Here is a 16,691-nt window from a genome sequence, read left to right as displayed (position 1 = left end):
AGCGTCCTTGACGGCGAGACTCGATCGGCTACGCGCGCGGGCACCACGCCCAGCCCCAAGACCGGCGAGGCGCCGAGGAACGCTCAGCCCTTGCCGGCACCCGCCTTGAGGTTCGGGTCGCCGACCTCCTCGGGCGCGTCCGGGGCCTCGTGCTGCGGGAAGACCACGTCCGCCAGGACCAAGGGGTGGTCGCTGATCCGGCCGAGGAAGGACTGGTCGATGTCCTGGCCCAGGAAGTCGAGGTCGAGGGTCCCGAAGATCCAGTCGACCGGTCCGTGCCGCGGGTACTGGCAGCTGCCGCCGACTGAGCCGCCGGCCGAGGACTGCAGGAAGCCGGTCCCGGTGAAAGAGCAGAACACGGTCTCCCGCTCGTTCATGTCACCGGCGATGAGGATCGGGATGTCGGGATCCTCGGCCCGGAGCTCCTGCATGCCCGCGATCTCGATGGCCCGGGCGTTGTTGCGCGCCGCCTGCTGGTTGCCGGCCCTCGCGGTGGACGCCGGGTTGTGCACGCCGATCACCCGGATGACCGCGCCGGTGTCGAGGTTCTCCAGGGTCAGCACGGGCATGTGCAGCGTGGTCTTGTAGGGCACCAGGAACTCGGTCGACTCGAGGAGCTTCCAGTCCGCGGTCTTCCAGGCGATGGCGTTGCCGTTGGAGTTGCCGTCTCGGAAGACGTTGTTGGGGGTGGCCCGGTGCAGGGTCCACTCCGGGTCGCTCTCGAAGACCGCCGCCTGGGGCGACTCGAACTCGTTGAGGATCACGATGTCGACGCCGGCGGCCTCCAGCTTGGCCTTCCCGGCGGCGACGCGGCTGGCGCCGTTGCCCCACCCGGGCCGGCCACCCCCGGGCGCGGTGAGGTGGAAGCCGAGGACGTTGTAGGTCGCGATCCGGAAGCCGGTCTCGGGGATGATCGTGGGTCCCTCCGGGACCGCGGCGCCGAGCTGGGTGAGGTAGCCGACGGGGTCGAGCTCCTTGGTCTTGCCCTGGGCGTTGACCGACTGGATCGAGATCCCGAGCGCGCAGGTGTCGACCTCGCCCAGGTCACCGATCTCCGCGAGCTGCTGGCCGACGAGCACCGTGTCGCCGTCGCCGACCTTGGGGTTCTGGACGTGGGAGTACCAGGAGACGATGCCCTCGGCGCTGCGGACGCTGATCAGCCACGGCCCGGCCGCCGGGTTGTCCTGGGTGACGGTCACGGTGCCCGCGGTCGCCGCGACGACCGGCGTTCCGCAGGCCGCCTTGAACAGGGTCTCGCGCCGCGGCGCCGGCGCTGCCGGGCCGGTCGCCGACGCCGGGTCGGCTGCCGGTGCGACCGCTGTCGACGGTGTCACCTGGAACGCCGTGCCGGGCGGCAGCGGGAGAGCGCTGACGTCGGACGCCGCGGCGTAGCAGCGCGACGGGGCCCGGCCCCCGGCCGACACCAGGCTCTCGACGGTCTGGGGCCTCGCCGGGGACAGCGAGGCCAGCATCCGGACGGCCTCCGTCCAGTGCTTCTCGTAGCGGAACGGGTCAGGGGTGCCCAGCACCCGGTGGACCGCGATCGTGGGCGGGAGCGTCTCCCAGCCGTCGATCCGGTCGAGGCGCTGGTAGAACCGCTTCGCCGGCCAGCCGTCGTCGAGGTCGCCGGCCAGCACCGCGGCGACGGCCAGGGCCTGCGCCCGGGCGGAGGCCCGCAGCTCCCGGCCGGCGGCGGCGACGTCGCGGGCCACCTGCTGGGGGCCGGTCGCGTCGGCGCCCTGCTTCTGCGGCACCAGCCGGACACTGGGTGACAGGGCGGGCCTGGCACAGGACCGGAGGTGTCGGGCCGTCACGGCGTCCTGGCGCTTCTCGTCGGCGCTCACGGCCTGGTCGGGCTGCGCCGCCGCCAGCGGGGTCCCGGCGAGCCCCGCCGACACGAGGAGGGACGCCAGTGCACCCGCCCACGCGCGGCGGGGGCGGGACCAGGACCGAGACCGGTGGCTCATGCGGACCTCATGCGAACATCGACTCCTCGCCCGGGAAGACGACCCGGTTGGCCAGCCAGGTGTCGGTCGTCGACTTGCGGGACAGGTCGACGCCGAAGACACCGTCGCTGGTCTCGAACCAGACCGTCGCGGTGGCGCCGGAGGGGTTGAGGACGACGTGGTCCGCGGCGAGCTCGGTGAGCTCGGGCACGGTCGTCGGGTCGGTGAAGGAGTAGGCCTCGCGGCCTCCCGGGGTCAGGAGCGGCTCGAGAGCCTGCCACCACTCGTCGTAACGCAGAGCCGGCTGGGACCACGTGTCGAGCACGGCCGTGGCCGCCTCCACGACCTCGTCGCTCTCGTCGGTCTCGTCAGGAGGGGCCTCGCTGCTCCGGTCGGTGTCGACCGGGCCGGCCTGGTCGCCGGTGCTCGGCGGATCGTCGGAGACGAGGTGGTCGCCGAACACCAGCAGGATCACCGCGGTGGCGAGGAGCGCGACCGCCAGCGCCGCGCCGCCGATGTTGAGCAGGGTGCCGCGGAGACCACCGTCGGCCTTGCGGGCCCCGGCAGTCATAGCCGCCCTCCCGCGCCGGCCTTGACGGCCTTCGCCGGGCGGCGCCGACGCAGCCGGGACCCGGCCGATTCCGTGCGCAGCCGGCTGTTCTCCTCCCGCAGCCGCTCCACCTCGCGGAGCAGCTCGGCGGTGGCATCCAGGGAGGAGACCAGCATCGTGGCGGCACCCGTGCGGGTCTCGGCGTCGCGCTCCGGGACCTCGGGCACCAGGTCGGCCAGGTCCCCGGACACGGGGTAGCCCCGCTCCGTCAGCTGCTCCACCCACTCGGAGGCGAGGGACCGGACCCGGTCGGCGTACGCGGCGGGGAGCCGCAGCTTGTCCCCGCCCTGACCGCGCAGGATGGTGCCGGCGTAGAGCCGCTTGACCACGTCGCCGTAGACCCGCTCGTTGCCCTGTCGGGTGACCCGGCGGTTGAGCCGGCGCAGGACCTCGATCTGGACGGCGCCGAGGGAGGTGTTGACCTCCCGGGGCGGCATCTCGACGGCGACCTCGTCGACACCCAGGACGTGTGCCATCCGCGACCAGAGCAGGGTGGGGTCGGCACCGGGCGGCGGGCAGGTGACGACGTGGCAGTGCTCGGGACCGACGCGTGCCGCCCAACGGTCCAGCACCGCGACCGGGTCCTGCGCGTTCCAGAAGCGACGTCTCGTGGACCCGCGCTTCCCGTCGGCGCCGTCCGGCGCGAGGACCGTGTCCAGGAACTTGGGGTAGGACAGGCGGCGTCCGTGCTTCACGCCCTCCTGGTACTCGGCGGGGACCTGGCGGGCCGGGTCCCGCACGGTCACGACCACGTCGACGTCCACCTCTCCACTGACGCCGCGGAGGTCCGACAGGATCCGTCCGATCTGCTCGTCGGTGGCCAGGCACAGCGTCTCGCTGCTGATGACGGTGGTGCCGCCACGCCGGCGTACGTCGGCGGCGAAGCGCTCCCAGGCCCGGCGTCCGGCGTCCGCGGACCGGCCCCAGGTCTCCGAGCGACCGGTGAGGTAGAGGACGGCGAGGAAGAGCTGCTGGCTCGGCGTCTTCGACCCGTCCGGCAACCGCACGCCGTGACGTTCGAGCACCTCGGCGTTGCCGCGCAGCACACCCTGCAGGAAGGACGTCCCGGTCTTCGGGAGCCCCACGTGCAGCACTGCGCGCGGCGAGTTCATCCAGCTCTTCTCAGGCGTTGATCGGGCGTTGCTCGGGCGGTCATCGGGGTGGCTCCGGGCACTTGGAGGATACAGGGGCAGCGGTCGTCCCCGGGCCGATTCAGGACCGGCCGGGAACGCTCCAGAGACAGGTCAACGACCCGATCGTCTCCTGGTTCCGGTAGCCCGCCGCGGCGTAGATCTCCACCACCCGGTCGGCGTCCTTGGCCTGCCCTACGCAGGCGAGCGTGACCTCGAGCTGCTCGAGCGCCTTGGCGACGTTGCCCTCGCTGGGGAAGGGTCCCTTGCCGTCCGCCACCTCGTAGAGCATCCGGCGCGCCTGGGTGCTCGCCAGCGGCTCCTCCATGTTCTGGATGAACCACTCCCGCGGCACGACCGGGAACGCCTCGGTGGTGTACATCGTGAGGACCTTCATCCAGCGCGGTGGCAGCAGGACCGTGCCGCTGAGGTCACGGTCCGCCAGCAGCTCGACGTCGGCCAGCGCCTCGGTGTCCAGCTTCCACTCCGGACGCTCCGAGACCGTCACGGGCCCGCCGTGGCCGGTGTAGGACCACACGGGCCGGCCGCCCAGCGCGAAGCCGACCACGACCGCCGCCAGACCGGCCAGCGCACCCGCCCGCCGGAGCGTGTCGCTGCGTTCGTCGCTGCGTACGTCGCCGCGTACGCCGTTGGGCTCGTCCGCCTCGGCCTCCGTCGTCCGGGGGCGGTCCCCCTTGGCCCAGGGCAGCGCGACCAGCAGCCCGACGAGCACCGGCACGGGCGCGACGTAGAGCATCCGCCACAGGATCGGTCCCGACCCGGTGACGGCGTTGATCAGGTCGAGCACGCCCGGGGCGTAGACCAGGACCCCCACCAGGGCCGAGGCTCCCGCGAGCGCGCCCGCGGCCCCACGGCGCGCGAGCAGCGGCGCCGCCGCCAGGGCGACCAGGGCCAGCGCGACCATCGGACCCACCTCGCCCAGCATCCGGACGAACGACGCCCGGGCCGGCAGGGCGGTCGGGTCCTCCCCGCCCACGTCCGTGGAGAAGGCGATCACGGCGAGCCCGCTGACGACGGGGCCGACGACCATGAGCCCGCCGCCGAGGAGCAGCGTGCGTGAGCGGACCAGCGCCGCGACCAGGACCACCACGCCGAACATCACCGGCCCCCACACCACGGCGGTCGGCGTGAACCCGAAGAAGGCCACACCGGAGGCCAGGAGCAGCGCGAGCGCGCGGTTCCGCTGCCGGCGGTCACCCAGCCGGTCGGCGTCGTGCAGCGCGGTGAGGTAGGCCCAGATCAGCGGCATCAGGAACGTGACCGCCATGACCTTGCCCTGCCACATCCGGACGATCCAGAAGTTGCCGAGCATCGAGTCGCCGCTGAGCATCAGGAACGCGATGGCCGCCACCAGGACCCACACGGCCCGGCGCGGTGCCCAGCGCCGCACCAGCCGCCAGATCGCCCACACTGAGAGAGCCGTGAAGACCGGCGTCGCGACGAGGTAGGTGACGGTCCCGGCGTGCAGGCCGGTCATGTGCGCGATCACCCCGAACAGCGACTCGATGGAGGCGATCGGCACTCCCCCGCCGTACGGCGAGTTGAGGACCTCGGGGCTGAACATCGTGTCCAGCGTCGCGGCGTTGCCGTGCTCGGCCACCCAGACCGAACGGTTGACGTAGTAGGGGTCGTCGGTGTCGGCCAGGTGGATGAACAGGCTGGCGACGGTGGTGAGCGCCAGGACGCCGAGGACGACGGCGTCGTCCCAGGCGCTGCCGTGCTCCTCCTTCGCGCGGGTCCAGGCGTCGGCGGTCGGCGCCTGGTACCGACCGTTCAGGTAGGACCACAGCAGGAGGCACGCCGTCGCCGCCACGGTCGCGAGCCAGGTGAAGCGGAACGTCCCGGCGGTCCAGACGACCCCGCCGACGGCGGCGACCGCGGTGCCGACGAGCCCGGCCACGAGCAGAGCCCCGGGCGCGGCCCGGCGGACCCGGTCGACGGCCACCGGCTCGGGCCGGTCCAGGTCGTCGTCGAGCTCGTACTGGCTGCGCCACACGGCGACCACCTGCCAGGCGACCAGGGCGGCGGTGGCGGCCAGCCAGAGCCACCCGGACGGGAACAGCGACCACTGCGTGGCCAGGCCGAGGCAGTAGAGCAGGGTCCAGAGGGCGAAGGAGACGACGGCGCAGTCGAGCAGTGCGTCGAGGAGTCTGCGGAGCACGGGAAGTCCTGCCTAGGTGGAGGGCGGCCCTAGGGTATGACGAATGCCCGTTCCCACCGACTCGCGACCCACGGTCACCGCCGTGATCCTCGCGTGGGGGGACGAGCCGGTGCTGGAGGAGTCGGTGCGCGCCGTCCTCGCGTCCGAGGACGTGCGTCCCGACGTCGTGCTGGTCGACAACGGCTGCACGTCCGACGCCGTCGAGGTCCTGGCGTCGGTCGCGGGGGTGACCGTGGTCCGGCCCGGGCGCAACCTGGGGTTCGCGGCCGGGTGCAACCTCGGCGCGGACCGGGCGACGGGCGAGTTCCTGGCCTTCGTCAACGGTGACGCCGTCGTCCGCTCGGACGCCCTGGGCGCGTTGGTGGCCGGTCTGGGTGAGCCAGGCTCGGAGGTCGGTCTGACCACAGCCTCCCTGCGGCTCTACGACGACCCGGAGACGCTCAACTCCGCCGGCAACCCGGTGCACTACCTCGGGCTCAGCTGGGCCGGCGGCCTCGGGCTCGCCGCCACGGCGTACGAGCACGGCCGCTCGGGCCACGAGGACGTGACATCGACGACCGGTGCCGCGACCGCGGTGCGCGCCGACCGGTTCGCGGCACTGGGCGGGTTCTGCGAGCCGATGTTCGCCTACTGCGAGGACACCGACCTCAGCCTGCGCTGCTGGCAACGGGGCTGGCGCGTGGTGCTGGTCCCGGAGGCGATCGTGCTGCACCGCTACGAGTTCAGCCGCAACCCGCAGAAGCTCTACCTGCTCGAGCGCAACCGGCTGCTCATGGTGCTCACCGTCTACTCCGGCCGGCTGCTCGCGGCGGTGCTGGTCCCACTCGTCGCGATGGAGCTCGCCATGCTGGCGATGGCGGTCAAGGGCGGCTGGGCCGGCCGCAAGGTCGCCGGCTGGTGGTGGCTGCTGCGGCACGCCGGTCTGGTCCGCCGCCGCCGCCGCGAGGTCCAGGCCGCGCGGGTCGTGCCGGACACCCGGCTGGCCGAGCTGCTCAGCGGTGACGTCACGCCAGGGGTCGACGGGCTCTCCGTGCCGACTATGCTCCGACGCGTCTCGGTGGCCTACTGGTCGCTGGCGCGCCGGGCGATCTAGGAGTCGAGTTGTCGAGTGTGGCCACCGCCTCGGTCGAGCGGGTCGACGGTGACGGGATCGTCGCCCGCACGGCGGGCGAGGACGTCGTCGTCGACGTCCTCTTCGACGGCCGCCGGATCTGGTCGTTCTGGGTCCTGCGCGACGGTGAGGCGCTCCCCGGCGGGGGCGACCGGTTCATCCCCTGGCCCAAGCGGCTGGGCAAGTTCCTCGACGGCTCCGCGCGGGTCGAGCTGCGCGCGCACGTCGACGACACCGTGCTGCACGACCAGGAGCACCGCTTCGGCACCGGCGAGGGACGGATCAGCATCGTCGACGCCCACGGCCGCCCGGTCGGCATCGACAACGACGGCCGCCTGCAGCGGACCTTCGAGACCCGCAGCGAGGCGCAGACCGCTCCCCTGCTCGACTCCGTCGAGCGGATCCTCGACGCCCTGCACGGCATCGGCGTCGCGGCGTTCCCCGCCTACGGGACGCTGCTCGGCGCGGTCCGCGAGGGGCGGTTGCTCGGACACGACTCCGACGCGGACCTGGCGTACGTCAGCCGCAAGACCGTCCCGGTCGACGTGATCCGGGAGTCCTACGCGATCGAGCGCCGGCTCGCGGACCTCGGCTACCGGATCGAGCGATACAGCGGCGCCGGCATCAAGGTCTTCGTGACCGAGAGCGACGGGTCGGTGCGTGGGCTGGACGTGTTCGGCGGGTTCTACGCCCACGGGCACCTGATGGTGATGGGCGAGATCCGGGTGCCGCTGCCCGAGTCGGCGGTCTTTCCCCTGGGCACCACGACACTGGAGGGCCGCACCCTCCCGGCGCCGGCGGACACCGACGCCTTCCTCACCGCGACCTACGGCCCGGGCTGGCGCACCCCCGACCCGGCGTTCGTCTACGAGACCCCGCGGACGACGTACCTCCGGTTCAACGACTGGTTCCGGGGCACCCGGGTCAACCGCAAGGACTGGGACCGCCGCTATCTCGGTCACCGCCGGGCCAACCCGCGCCGCAAGCCGCCGACTCTCGCCCGCTGGGTGCAGGAGCGCGAACCGACGGACGTCAGGATCGCCGACATCGGGTGCGGCCGCGGTGGCGCGGCTCGATGGCTGGCCCGGCGCGGGTACGACGTGCTGGGCGTCGACTACGCCCCCACGGCCTACGAGTTCATGACCGAGTGGGCGGCGCAGCGTCCCGACCTCCGCCTGCGGTTCGCGATGCTCAACCTGCTGGAGCTGCGGCACGTGCTCGGCTGGGGCGCCCGGCTCGCCCACGAGCCCGGGACGCACGCGCTGATGGCGCGGCACGTCGCCGACGCGGTGCCGGCCGCCGGGCGGCGGAACCTGTGGCGGCTCGCCGAGATGGCGTGCGGCCCGGACGGCCGGCTCTACCTGGAGTTCCTGACCGCGGCGGCGGACGACGACAGGTGGGTGCACCGGCATCTCCTGCACCCCCTCGACCCCGAGCTCGTCGTGCACGAGCTCGGCGAGCGCGGTGGGAGCGTCGTGGAGCGCACGGACAGCGGCCCGGATGCCCGAGGCCGGACGACATGCAGGATGGTGGTCGCATGGCACAGCTGAACCGACACAACGTCCGGGAGGGCCTGCAGCGCTTCGGCCCCGTCAAGCTGCGGATCGAGGTCGCCAAGCTGGCCAAGCGGGTGGCCGAGCTCGAGGACGAGGTCCAGGAGTGCCGGCGCGACCAGCACCGTCTCGCCGAGCTGACCGACATCGTGCAAGAGCTGCTCGTTCCGCTGTCGCGTCGGGACCAGGCCGCCGTCGACGAGGTGCTCGCGAAGTACACCGAGCAGCTCGGCTGAGCCGGACCCACCGTGGCCCGCCGCGTCTTCCTGCACCTCGGTCTCCCCAAGACCGGGACCAGCTACCTGCAGACGATCCTGTGGGCGCACCGCGAGGAGCTCGCGGACGCGGAGCTGCTGGTCCCAGGTCGCGAGCGGCGCGACCACTTGTGGGCCTCGCTGGTGGTGCGCGACGACCCTCGGGTGGCGCGCCGCAACCCCAAGGCCCCCCATTCCTGGCAGGTGCTCCTGGCCGAGACGAGCTCGTGGGGTGGTGACGCCCTGATCAGCCACGAGTTCTTCGGCGCGGCCTCGGCGGAGCAGGCGGCCCGGGTGCTCTCGGACCTCGCCCCCGCCGAGGTGCACCTCGTGCTCACCGCGCGCGAGCCGCTCGGTCTGTTCACCTCGAGCTGGCAGGAGTCCTTGAAGAACAAGGGGACCGTCCCGATCGAGGACTACGGCCACGGCGAGTCCGACGACCCGCTGGAGGTCTGGGACTGGCGGGCGCTCGACCTCGGGCTGGTGCTGGACCGCTGGGCCGCCGACCTCCCACCCGACCGGGTCCACATCGTCCCGGTCCCCGGCTCCGGGGCTCCCCCCGACGAGCTCTGGCGGTCGTTCTGCACGGTCCTCGGCATCGCGCCCGGCATCGTCGGCGACGCCGGCCGCTTCCCGAACGCCTCGATGGGCGTCGTCGAGGCGGAGACGCTGCGACGGCTCAACGCGCGGCTGGTCGGCTTCGACGCGGCGTTCGACCGTGGGGTGTGGATCCGGTCCTTCCTGGCCGACGAGCGGCTCGTCCCCCGCGGCGGTGAACGGTTCTGGCCCGGCCCGGACCAGGTCGAGGACTGCCGCCGCCGCGGCGAGGCGGCCGTCGCCCTCATCCGGGAGCGCGGCTACGACGTCGTCGGCGACCTGGAGTCGCTACGGGTGCCGGACGACCTGCCCGAGCGCCGGCACCCCTCGTCGGTGACCGACGCCGAGGTCGCGGACGTCGCCCTGGACCTGGCCGCCCGGCTGCTGAGCGACCTCAAGGACGGGGTGCGGCCGGGTGCGGGTCAGGGGATGGGCGGCCAGGCCGACACCCGCTCGACGATCTCCCGCTGGGTCGACCGGCTACGCCGGCGTCGCTGACCGGGCCTACTTGAACCTGATCGTGCTGTAGATCACCGGGTGGTCGGTGATCCGCAGGATCATCAGGTTGCGGTCCCGGGTGAACGACTCGGCCGCGAGGTCCTTCGACGCGAAGATCCAGTCGATCCCCATGTTCTTGGGGGGCTTGCACTTGCCCTTCTTGAAGGCGCCCCCGTTGGTGGCCTTGAGGTCGGTCTTGCCCGTGACCGTGCAGAACGCCTCGGTGCGGTCGTTGAAGTCGCCGAGCAGGATCAGCGGCGTCCCGTCCCTGCGCTTCTTCACGACCTCCTTGACGATGAGCTTGAGGGCCTTGCGGCGCTCCTTCTTGCGCTCCGGCGTGTTCTTGGAGGAGTTGTGGATGTTGAACAGCCACGTGGACCTGCCGGTCGCCTTGTTGCGGAGCAGCACCAGCGGGTGCGGCCGGGTCTTGCCGAGCACCGGGAGGTCCACGTTCTCGGCGGTGACCAGCTCCCACTTCGTGTTGTCCCAGGCCACCGTCTGCCACGCGGCCCGGGGGCCGTTGGCGTTGCCGGGCCAGAAGTCGAACCGGTCACCGATGATCCGGTCGAGCGTGTTGATCTGGTCGGGCTGGATCTCCTGGAAGCCCATGATCCCGGTGCTGGTCTTCTGGATGAGGTTGGCGGCCCACTCGCTGCGCAGCCGGCCGGGCGCCCACTCGGGCACGCCGCCACCCGGCTCGGTGTGCTGGCTGCCCAGGATGTTGAAGCTGGTCGCCACGAACTGGTTCGGGTTCCGGCGCTCCTGCACCGGGAACGCCCTGCCCGCGACCTGGCCGCGGGGGGTGTTGCGGTTGGTGCGGTCGCCGCGGCCGAGCTGGCCGCGCTCGTTGTTGCCCCAGCAGACGCTGGGCGCGTCGCTCACGGGGCGTGCGCACACGGAGTACCACCCGGCGTCCACGCTGTCCCAGGTGCCGCTCACCTTGGCCGTGCGACCACGCAGGCTGGCACCCTGGCCGTCGCCGAGCTGCCCGTAGCGGTTGCTGCCCCAGCAGATCGCCTCGGAGCTTGTCGTGACGCCACAGCCGAAGCTGTCGCCCACGCTGATGGAGGTCCACGTCGTGGCGCTCTCGACGGCTCGAGGCGTGGCCGTGTTGCCGCCGGCCGAGCCCACCTGCCCGAGGTCGTTGAGGCCCCAGCAGTACGCCGCCCCGGCGGTCGTGATCCCGCAGGTCGTCGCCCAGCCGGCGTCCAGCCGCTGCCACGCCAACCCGCCGGCCACAGCCGCCGGCACGCTGCTGTTGGTCGTGACCCCCGTGCCGAGCTGGCCGAAGGAGTTCTGGCCCCAGCAGCTGGCCGCGCCGTCCGACCTGGTGCCGCAGGCGTAGTAGCCGCCGACCGTGACCGAGGTCCACCCGGACGGGCTCACCAGGGTGGGCGTGTAGCGCGTCTTGGTGTCACCGACGCCGACCTGGCCTCGGCTGTTGTCGCCCCAGCACCACAGGGAGGTGTCGATGGCGATCGCACAGGTGTTGAGCCAACCGGTCGACACCTGCACGAAGCGCTGCAACGGCGCGACCTGCACGGGGGCGAGCTGTCGGGGCTTCTCGCCGATGCCGAGCTGGCCGCGGTGGTTCATGCCCCAGCACCAGAGCGTCTGGTCGAGTCGGATGCCGCAGGCCGTCGACCCGCTGGCGCTGACGCTGCCCCAGCCCGGGGTGCCGATCGGCTGCGGGTTGATCCGGTCCTTGGTCTGGCCGTCTCCGACCTGGCCGTACGCCGCGTTGCCCCAGCACCACAGCGTGGTGTCCGCGCGGACCTCGCACGCCGACTGGCCACCCGCGCTCACCATCGGCTCCGGGTTGGCGGCGGTGAGGACGAACTGGCCGTAGGACAGGGGCGACGGCGGGTCGGTGGTCCGGACCGCGTAGCTGACCGTCCAGCTGCCCTCCGCCAGCGCGGGGTAGCTGAGCATGCCGGTGGGGCTGATGCTGGCGCCCGGCGGCAGCCCACTGATCTGCGACCACTCGACCGACCCGGCGTAGGCGGGGTCCACGTCGACGGTGAGCTGCTGGGTGCCCGCCACGTTGGCGGGGACCTGGACGTTGGTCAGCGAGGCCCGCGCCCAGCTGGCGACCCGGGACCACATGCTCGAGGCGGCCGAGGCCACGGCGGCGGCGCCGGCGCCGGCGCCGTAGCTCTTGTGCTTCTCGACGGCCTTGCCCGCGGGGTTGCCCCGCAGGTCGCAGACCACGTCGCCCTTGGAGCAGACGCTGATGACCGGGGTCCCCGTAGGGCTGGCGGGTGCGTCCACGGTGTTGCCGAGGAGCCGGGTCCCGATCCCGCGGCCGCGCTTCGACGCCGCGGGGGCTCCGACCACGCTGGCGTTGGTGCGGCGGACCTTGTCGGCGTCGCCGATCAGGATCGCGCCCATGAGACGTGCGCCGTACGCGCTCTCCAGGGCGGCGAGCGAGCGGTGCAGCGCGGTGGCACCCTGGCTGTAGCCGGCCAGCACGATCTGCTGCTCCGGGCACGCGGCGGCAGCCGCGGACAGCGCGGCGGCGGTCCGGGACTGGGCCTTGCCGACCTTGTCCATCCATGCGTTGGCCGAGCCCACCGTCACCGCCTGCTTGGCCTTCGCCTTCAGCGCCTTGCCCACGAGCTTCTCGGGGCTGGCGCCGCGGGTCGTGATGCGGACGAGCTGGACGCCCCGGCCGGTGGCGGCCGCACGGGCCCGGAAGGTCTCTCCCACCTGCATCAGCGCGGGCGAGAACGTCGCACCGGCCGCCCGCTTGTCGCGCGGACCCTCGACGCCGACCAGCAGCACGGGGGCGCAGGTCGACGCCGCCGGAGCGGCGGCCGGTGCGGAGGCGGCGCCCGACGGCGCGCTCACCACCACCACCGCCAGCAGGGCAGCGAGAAGGGACATGGCTGACGCCACCGAGAGGGATTTCCAGACGGGGAAGCCGGGCCATGCATTACCGGGGGAACGGCGTTGCATGCGAGGACTGTAACCAGTGTGACTGGTGTGACGAAGCCTTTGAGGCTAACTACAAGACTGTAATTCCCGCAAGCCTTCGGCCGGAGGTCGTCAGCCCTGGCACGAGGCCAGGTCGTCGCGGTAGTCCGCGCTGTCCTTGAGCGGTCCCCCCGCGTCGTTGACCAGGCCACCGCGCACGGCCCAGAACCGGTCGCCGTAGGTGACGAGCTTCTTGCCGAACTCGCAGTACTGGTTCTTCGCCTTCACCGCCGTCTGGTCCTCGAGGCATCCCTTGTAGTCGGCGGGCAGCTTCGCGCCCTCGACCCAGATGTCGGTGCAGGCCGGCCAGTCCGGCAGCGGCTCCGCGGTCTCCGTGGGCACGATCGGCGACTCGCTGGGCGTCGGCTCGGCGGGCTCCGAGGTGTCGACCGAGGCCGACGGGCTCTCCGAGCTGCTCGAGCCCGAGCCGTCCGCCGCCGACGGGTCGGTGGCGGTGTCGTCACCGCACCCACCGAGCAACAGCACCGCCGCCACGGACCCTGCCGCGAGTCGAGCCACGAGCCTCTTCATGCCACGAGTCTAGGAGACGCCCCCCGCGCCCCCCGGCCGGTAGCGTGACCCCACGTGAGCACGGCTCCTTCTCGCGTGTACGCCGCCCGGTTGGTCGGCCTGCCGATCTTCGACCCCCAGGGGGACCAGGTCGGCAAGGTCCGCGACCTCGTGGCAGCCGTGCGCTCGGAGTCGAGCCAGCCCCGGGTGCTCGGGATGGTGGCCGAGGTCTTCGGCCGACGCCGGATCTTCGTGCCGATGACCCGGGTGACCAACGTCGACGCCGGCCAGGTCTACACGACCGGTCTCCTCAACATGCGCCGGTTCGAGCAGCGCTCCACCGAGACGCTCGTCGTGGGCGAGCTGTTCGACAAGACGGTCACCATCACCCCGTCCGGGATCACCGGCACCGTCTACGACATCGGCATGGAGCAGGCCCGCAACCGCGACTGGGTGATCAGCCGGGTGGCGGTGCAGGAGCCGGCCAAGGCGCTGCGACGCCGTGGGCAGACCCACGTCGCGGAGTGGGGCGAGGTCGAGGGCCTGACCCGCAGGGAGCCGACCCAGGGCGCCACCCAGCTGATCCATGCGCTCAACGAGCTCCGGCCGGCCGACGCCGCCACCGTGATCCACGACCTCCCGGCGGACCGACGGGCAGCCGTCGTGGCGGCCCTGAGCGACGAGCGGCTCGCCGACGTCCTCGAGGAGCTGCCCGAGGAGGACCAGGTCGAGATCCTGGGCCAGCTCGCCGGCGAGCGGGCGGCCGACGTCCTGGAGGAGATGGACCCCGACGACGCCGCGGACCTGATGGCCGAGCTGCCGCCCGAGACCGCCGAGCGGCTCCTCGAGCTGATGGAGCCCGACGAGGCCGAGGACGTCAAGCGGCTGATGTCCTACGTCGAGGACACGGCCGGGGCGATGATGACCTCAGAGCCGGTCATCCTCGGCCCGGACGCCACCGTCGCCGACGCGCTGGCCCATGTCCGCAACCCCGACCTCACCCCGGCCCTGGCCGCCCTGGTCTACGTCTGTCGGCCACCCCTGGAGACGCCCACCGGCCGGTTCCTCGGGGTCGCCCACATCCAGCGGCTGCTCCGGGAGCCGCCGTCGACCCTGGTGGCCGGCGCTCTCGACGACTCCATGGAGAGCCTGCGACCCGAGGCCCAGATCGGCGAGGTCGCGGCCCACCTCGCGACCTACAACCTAGTGGCCGCGCCCGTGGTCGACGAGAACGGACACCTCATCGGCGCGGTGACCGTGGACGACCTCCTGGACCACATGCTCCCGGACAACTGGCGCGACCGCGCCGTCGCGTCCTCCGGGTCGACGCGGGTGGTGGGCGATGGCTGAGCCGCGCTCCCGCCGGGCCCGCCTGGACACGCCTCGCGAGAGCCGTCGGCAGCCGCTGGTGCGGCGCCCGGCGTACGACCCCGACACCTTCGGCACCTTCGCCGAGCAGTTCGCCCGGTTCATGGGTACCGCGCGGTTCCTGCTCTACATGACGGCGTTCGTCGCCGTCTGGGTCGTCTGGAACACCCTGGCGCCCTCGGACTGGACCTGGGACCCCTATGCGTTCATCTTCCTGACGCTGATGCTCAGCCTCCAGGCGTCGTACGCCGCGCCCCTGATCCTCCTGGCCCAGAACCGGCAGGAGCAGCGCGACAAGGTCATCGCCGAGCAGGACCGGCAGGCCAACGCCCGCGCGCACGCCGACATGGAGTTCCTCGCCCGCGAGGTGGCCTCGCTGCGGATGGCCGTCGGCGAGGTCGCGACCCGCGACTTCCTGCGCTCGGAGCTGCGGTCGCTGCTCAACGAGCTGGAGGACCGCTCCAAGGAGGACGACGAGTCGGTCGACTGAGCCGGCACGGGGGGAGCCGACTACCCTGGAGGCATCATGAGCCTCCCCTCCGTCGACCGCCTGACCGCCGCCCTGGCGACCGTCCAGGACCCCGAGATCAAGCGCCCGATCACCGACCTCGGCATGGTCGCGTCGGTCGACGTCGACGAGTCCGGACTGGTGCGGCTGACCGTGCTCCTGACCGTGGCCGGGTGCCCGCTCAAGGACACCATCACCCGTGACGTCAACGGCGCCCTGCGTGCCGTCGAGGGGGTCACCGACGTCGACCTGACCCTGGGCGTCATGTCCGCGGAGCAGCGCGCCGGCCTCAAGGACATCCTCAGCGACGGCAGGGCGCAGCGGGAGATCCCGTTCTCCCAGCCCGGCTCCCTGACCAAGGTCTTCGCGATCGCCTCGGGCAAGGGCGGTGTCGGCAAGTCCTCGGTCACCGTCAACCTCGCGCTCGCGATGGCCGGTCAGGGTCTGCGGGTGGGGGTGATCGACGCCGACATCTATGGCCACTCGGTCCCGGCGATGCTCGGTGTGGCCGACACCCGGCCCACCCAGGTCGACGACCTGATCATGCCGGTCCCCACGAGCTCGGGCGTCTCGGTCATCTCGATCGGGATGCTCAAGCCACGCCGCGACCAGGTGGTCGCCTGGCGCGGTCCGATGCTCGACAGGGCTCTCGTCCAGATGCTCGCCGACGTCTACTGGGGCGACCTCGACGTGCTGCTGCTCGACCTGCCGCCCGGCACCGGCGACGTGGCGATCTCGCTCGGCCAGCACCTCCCCGGCGCCGAGGTCGTGGTCGTCACGACGCCGCAGGAGGCCGCGGCGGAGGTCGCCGAGCGGGCCGGCACGATGGCCTCGATGATGCACCAGCGGGTGGTGGGCGTCATCGAGAACATGAGCTACCTCGCCTGTCCTCACTGCGCCGAGACGGGGACCGAGCACCGACTGGAGGTGTTCGGCTCCGGAGGAGGCGACCGGGTCGCGGGCACGCTGTCGGCCCGGTTCGGCTACGACGTCCCGGTCCTCGGGCGCATCCCTCTCGACCTGGCCCTGCGCGAGGGCGGCGACGCCGGGAAGCCGATCGTGGAGTCCGACCCGACCGCACTCGCGGCCCAGGTCCTGACCGAGGTCGCCCAGCGGCTCGGCGGGCGGCAGCGAGGGCTGGCCGGCATGCAGCTCGGCCTCACCCCCGCCGGCCGGCTCTGAGAGCCCACGTCCCGTGTTCGGCGTCGGCCTGGCCGAGATGGCTCTCATCGCGTTCGTCGCGGTGCTCGTCTTCGGACCCGACCGGCTGCCGGACCTGGCCAAGCAGGCCGGCCAGATGGTCCGCAAGGCCCGGCAGTTCGCCAACGCCGCGCGTGACGAGCTGCGCGACGAGCTCGGACCGGAGTACGCCGACCTCGAGCTGCGCGACCTGGACCCCCGCACGATCGTGCGCAAGCACATCATCGAGGCGATGGAGGACGCCGAGG

14 protein-coding genes are annotated in these 16,691 nt (G+C 72.5%); 8 read left to right on the top strand and 6 right to left on the bottom strand.

The features are described 5' to 3' along the window. Positions 1-83: 83 nt before the first annotated feature. From JHD21_RS12585 to JHD21_RS12570, 4 genes are all read right to left on the bottom strand, one after another. Entirely contained in the window at positions 84-1,967 is a 1,884-nt protein-coding gene (locus JHD21_RS12585) for a peptidoglycan DD-metalloendopeptidase family protein (RefSeq protein WP_292675673.1), read from the bottom strand. Positions 1,968-1,974: 7 nt separating this feature from the next. Next, entirely contained in the window at positions 1,975-2,517 is a 543-nt protein-coding gene (locus JHD21_RS12580; RefSeq protein ID WP_292675671.1) for a hypothetical protein, read from the bottom strand. Further along, complete coding sequence (locus tag JHD21_RS12575; protein WP_292675668.1) at positions 2,514-3,668, bottom strand: hypothetical protein; 1,155 nt, start codon at positions 3,666-3,668, stop codon at positions 2,514-2,516. Before JHD21_RS12575 ends, JHD21_RS12580 begins: the two co-directional genes overlap by 4 nt. Positions 3,669-3,768: 100 nt before the next feature. Further along, positions 3,769-5,868 carry a DUF6077 domain-containing protein gene (locus tag JHD21_RS12570; RefSeq protein WP_292675665.1) on the bottom strand — a complete coding sequence of 700 codons (2,100 nt, stop codon included), beginning with the start codon at positions 5,866-5,868 and terminating at the stop codon, positions 3,769-3,771. A gap of 43 nt (positions 5,869-5,911) precedes the next feature. Here JHD21_RS12570 and JHD21_RS12565 point away from each other — a divergent pair, with 43 nt between their 5' ends. The 4 genes from JHD21_RS12565 to JHD21_RS12550 are packed head-to-tail and all read left to right on the top strand — an operon-like array spanning position 5,912 to position 9,881. Next, entirely contained in the window at positions 5,912-6,961 is a 1,050-nt protein-coding gene (locus JHD21_RS12565; RefSeq protein ID WP_292675662.1) for a glycosyltransferase family 2 protein, read from the top strand. A gap of 17 nt (positions 6,962-6,978) precedes the next feature. After that, positions 6,979-8,529, top strand: coding sequence for a class I SAM-dependent methyltransferase (locus JHD21_RS12560; RefSeq protein ID WP_292675660.1), 1,551 nt, complete (start codon positions 6,979-6,981; stop codon positions 8,527-8,529). Beyond that, the gene (locus tag JHD21_RS12555; RefSeq protein WP_292675657.1) at positions 8,517-8,768 is read left to right on the top strand and encodes a DUF6752 domain-containing protein; all 252 of its coding nucleotides are present in this window, start codon (positions 8,517-8,519) and stop codon (positions 8,766-8,768) included. The genes JHD21_RS12560 and JHD21_RS12555 overlap by 13 nt, the downstream gene beginning before the upstream one ends. 12 nt (positions 8,769-8,780) lie before the next feature. Next, positions 8,781-9,881, top strand: coding sequence for a hypothetical protein (locus JHD21_RS12550; protein WP_292675655.1), 1,101 nt, complete (start codon positions 8,781-8,783; stop codon positions 9,879-9,881). Between the two features lie 6 nt (positions 9,882-9,887). Here JHD21_RS12550 and JHD21_RS12545 read toward each other — a convergent pair whose 3' ends face one another. Together JHD21_RS12545 and JHD21_RS12540 are read right to left on the bottom strand one after the other, a co-directional pair. Next, a complete protein-coding gene (locus JHD21_RS12545; protein WP_292675653.1) occupies positions 9,888-12,767 on the bottom strand; it encodes a cutinase family protein in 2,880 nt (959 codons plus the stop codon). Positions 12,768-12,929: 162 nt separating this feature from the next. Next, positions 12,930-13,388, bottom strand: a complete 459-nt coding sequence (locus JHD21_RS12540; RefSeq protein ID WP_292675651.1) for a hypothetical protein — start codon at positions 13,386-13,388, stop codon at positions 12,930-12,932. Between the two features lie 54 nt (positions 13,389-13,442). On the opposite strand from JHD21_RS12540, the gene JHD21_RS12535 reads away from it, so the two are divergent. The 4 genes from JHD21_RS12535 to JHD21_RS12520 form a co-directional block, all read left to right on the top strand. Beyond that, on the top strand, positions 13,443-14,717 hold the full coding sequence (locus JHD21_RS12535) for a CBS domain-containing protein (protein ID WP_292675648.1): 1,275 nt from the start codon (positions 13,443-13,445) through the stop codon (positions 14,715-14,717). Beyond that, positions 14,710-15,225, top strand: coding sequence for a DUF1003 domain-containing protein (locus JHD21_RS12530; protein ID WP_292675645.1), 516 nt, complete (start codon positions 14,710-14,712; stop codon positions 15,223-15,225). Before JHD21_RS12535 ends, JHD21_RS12530 begins: the two co-directional genes overlap by 8 nt. Positions 15,226-15,261: 36 nt before the next feature. After that, entirely contained in the window at positions 15,262-16,425 is a 1,164-nt protein-coding gene (locus JHD21_RS12525) for a P-loop NTPase (RefSeq protein WP_292675643.1), read from the top strand. A 13-nt stretch (positions 16,426-16,438) separates the two neighbouring features. Then, a partial coding sequence (locus tag JHD21_RS12520) for a sec-independent translocase (protein ID WP_292675641.1) occupies positions 16,439-16,691 on the top strand: 253 nt, incomplete at its 3' end.

It is taken from the genome of Nocardioides sp. (assembly GCF_016462705.1).
GTDB lineage: Bacteria > Actinomycetota > Actinomycetes > Propionibacteriales > Nocardioidaceae > Nocardioides.
This window is presented reverse-complemented; position numbering and strand designations above follow the sequence as displayed.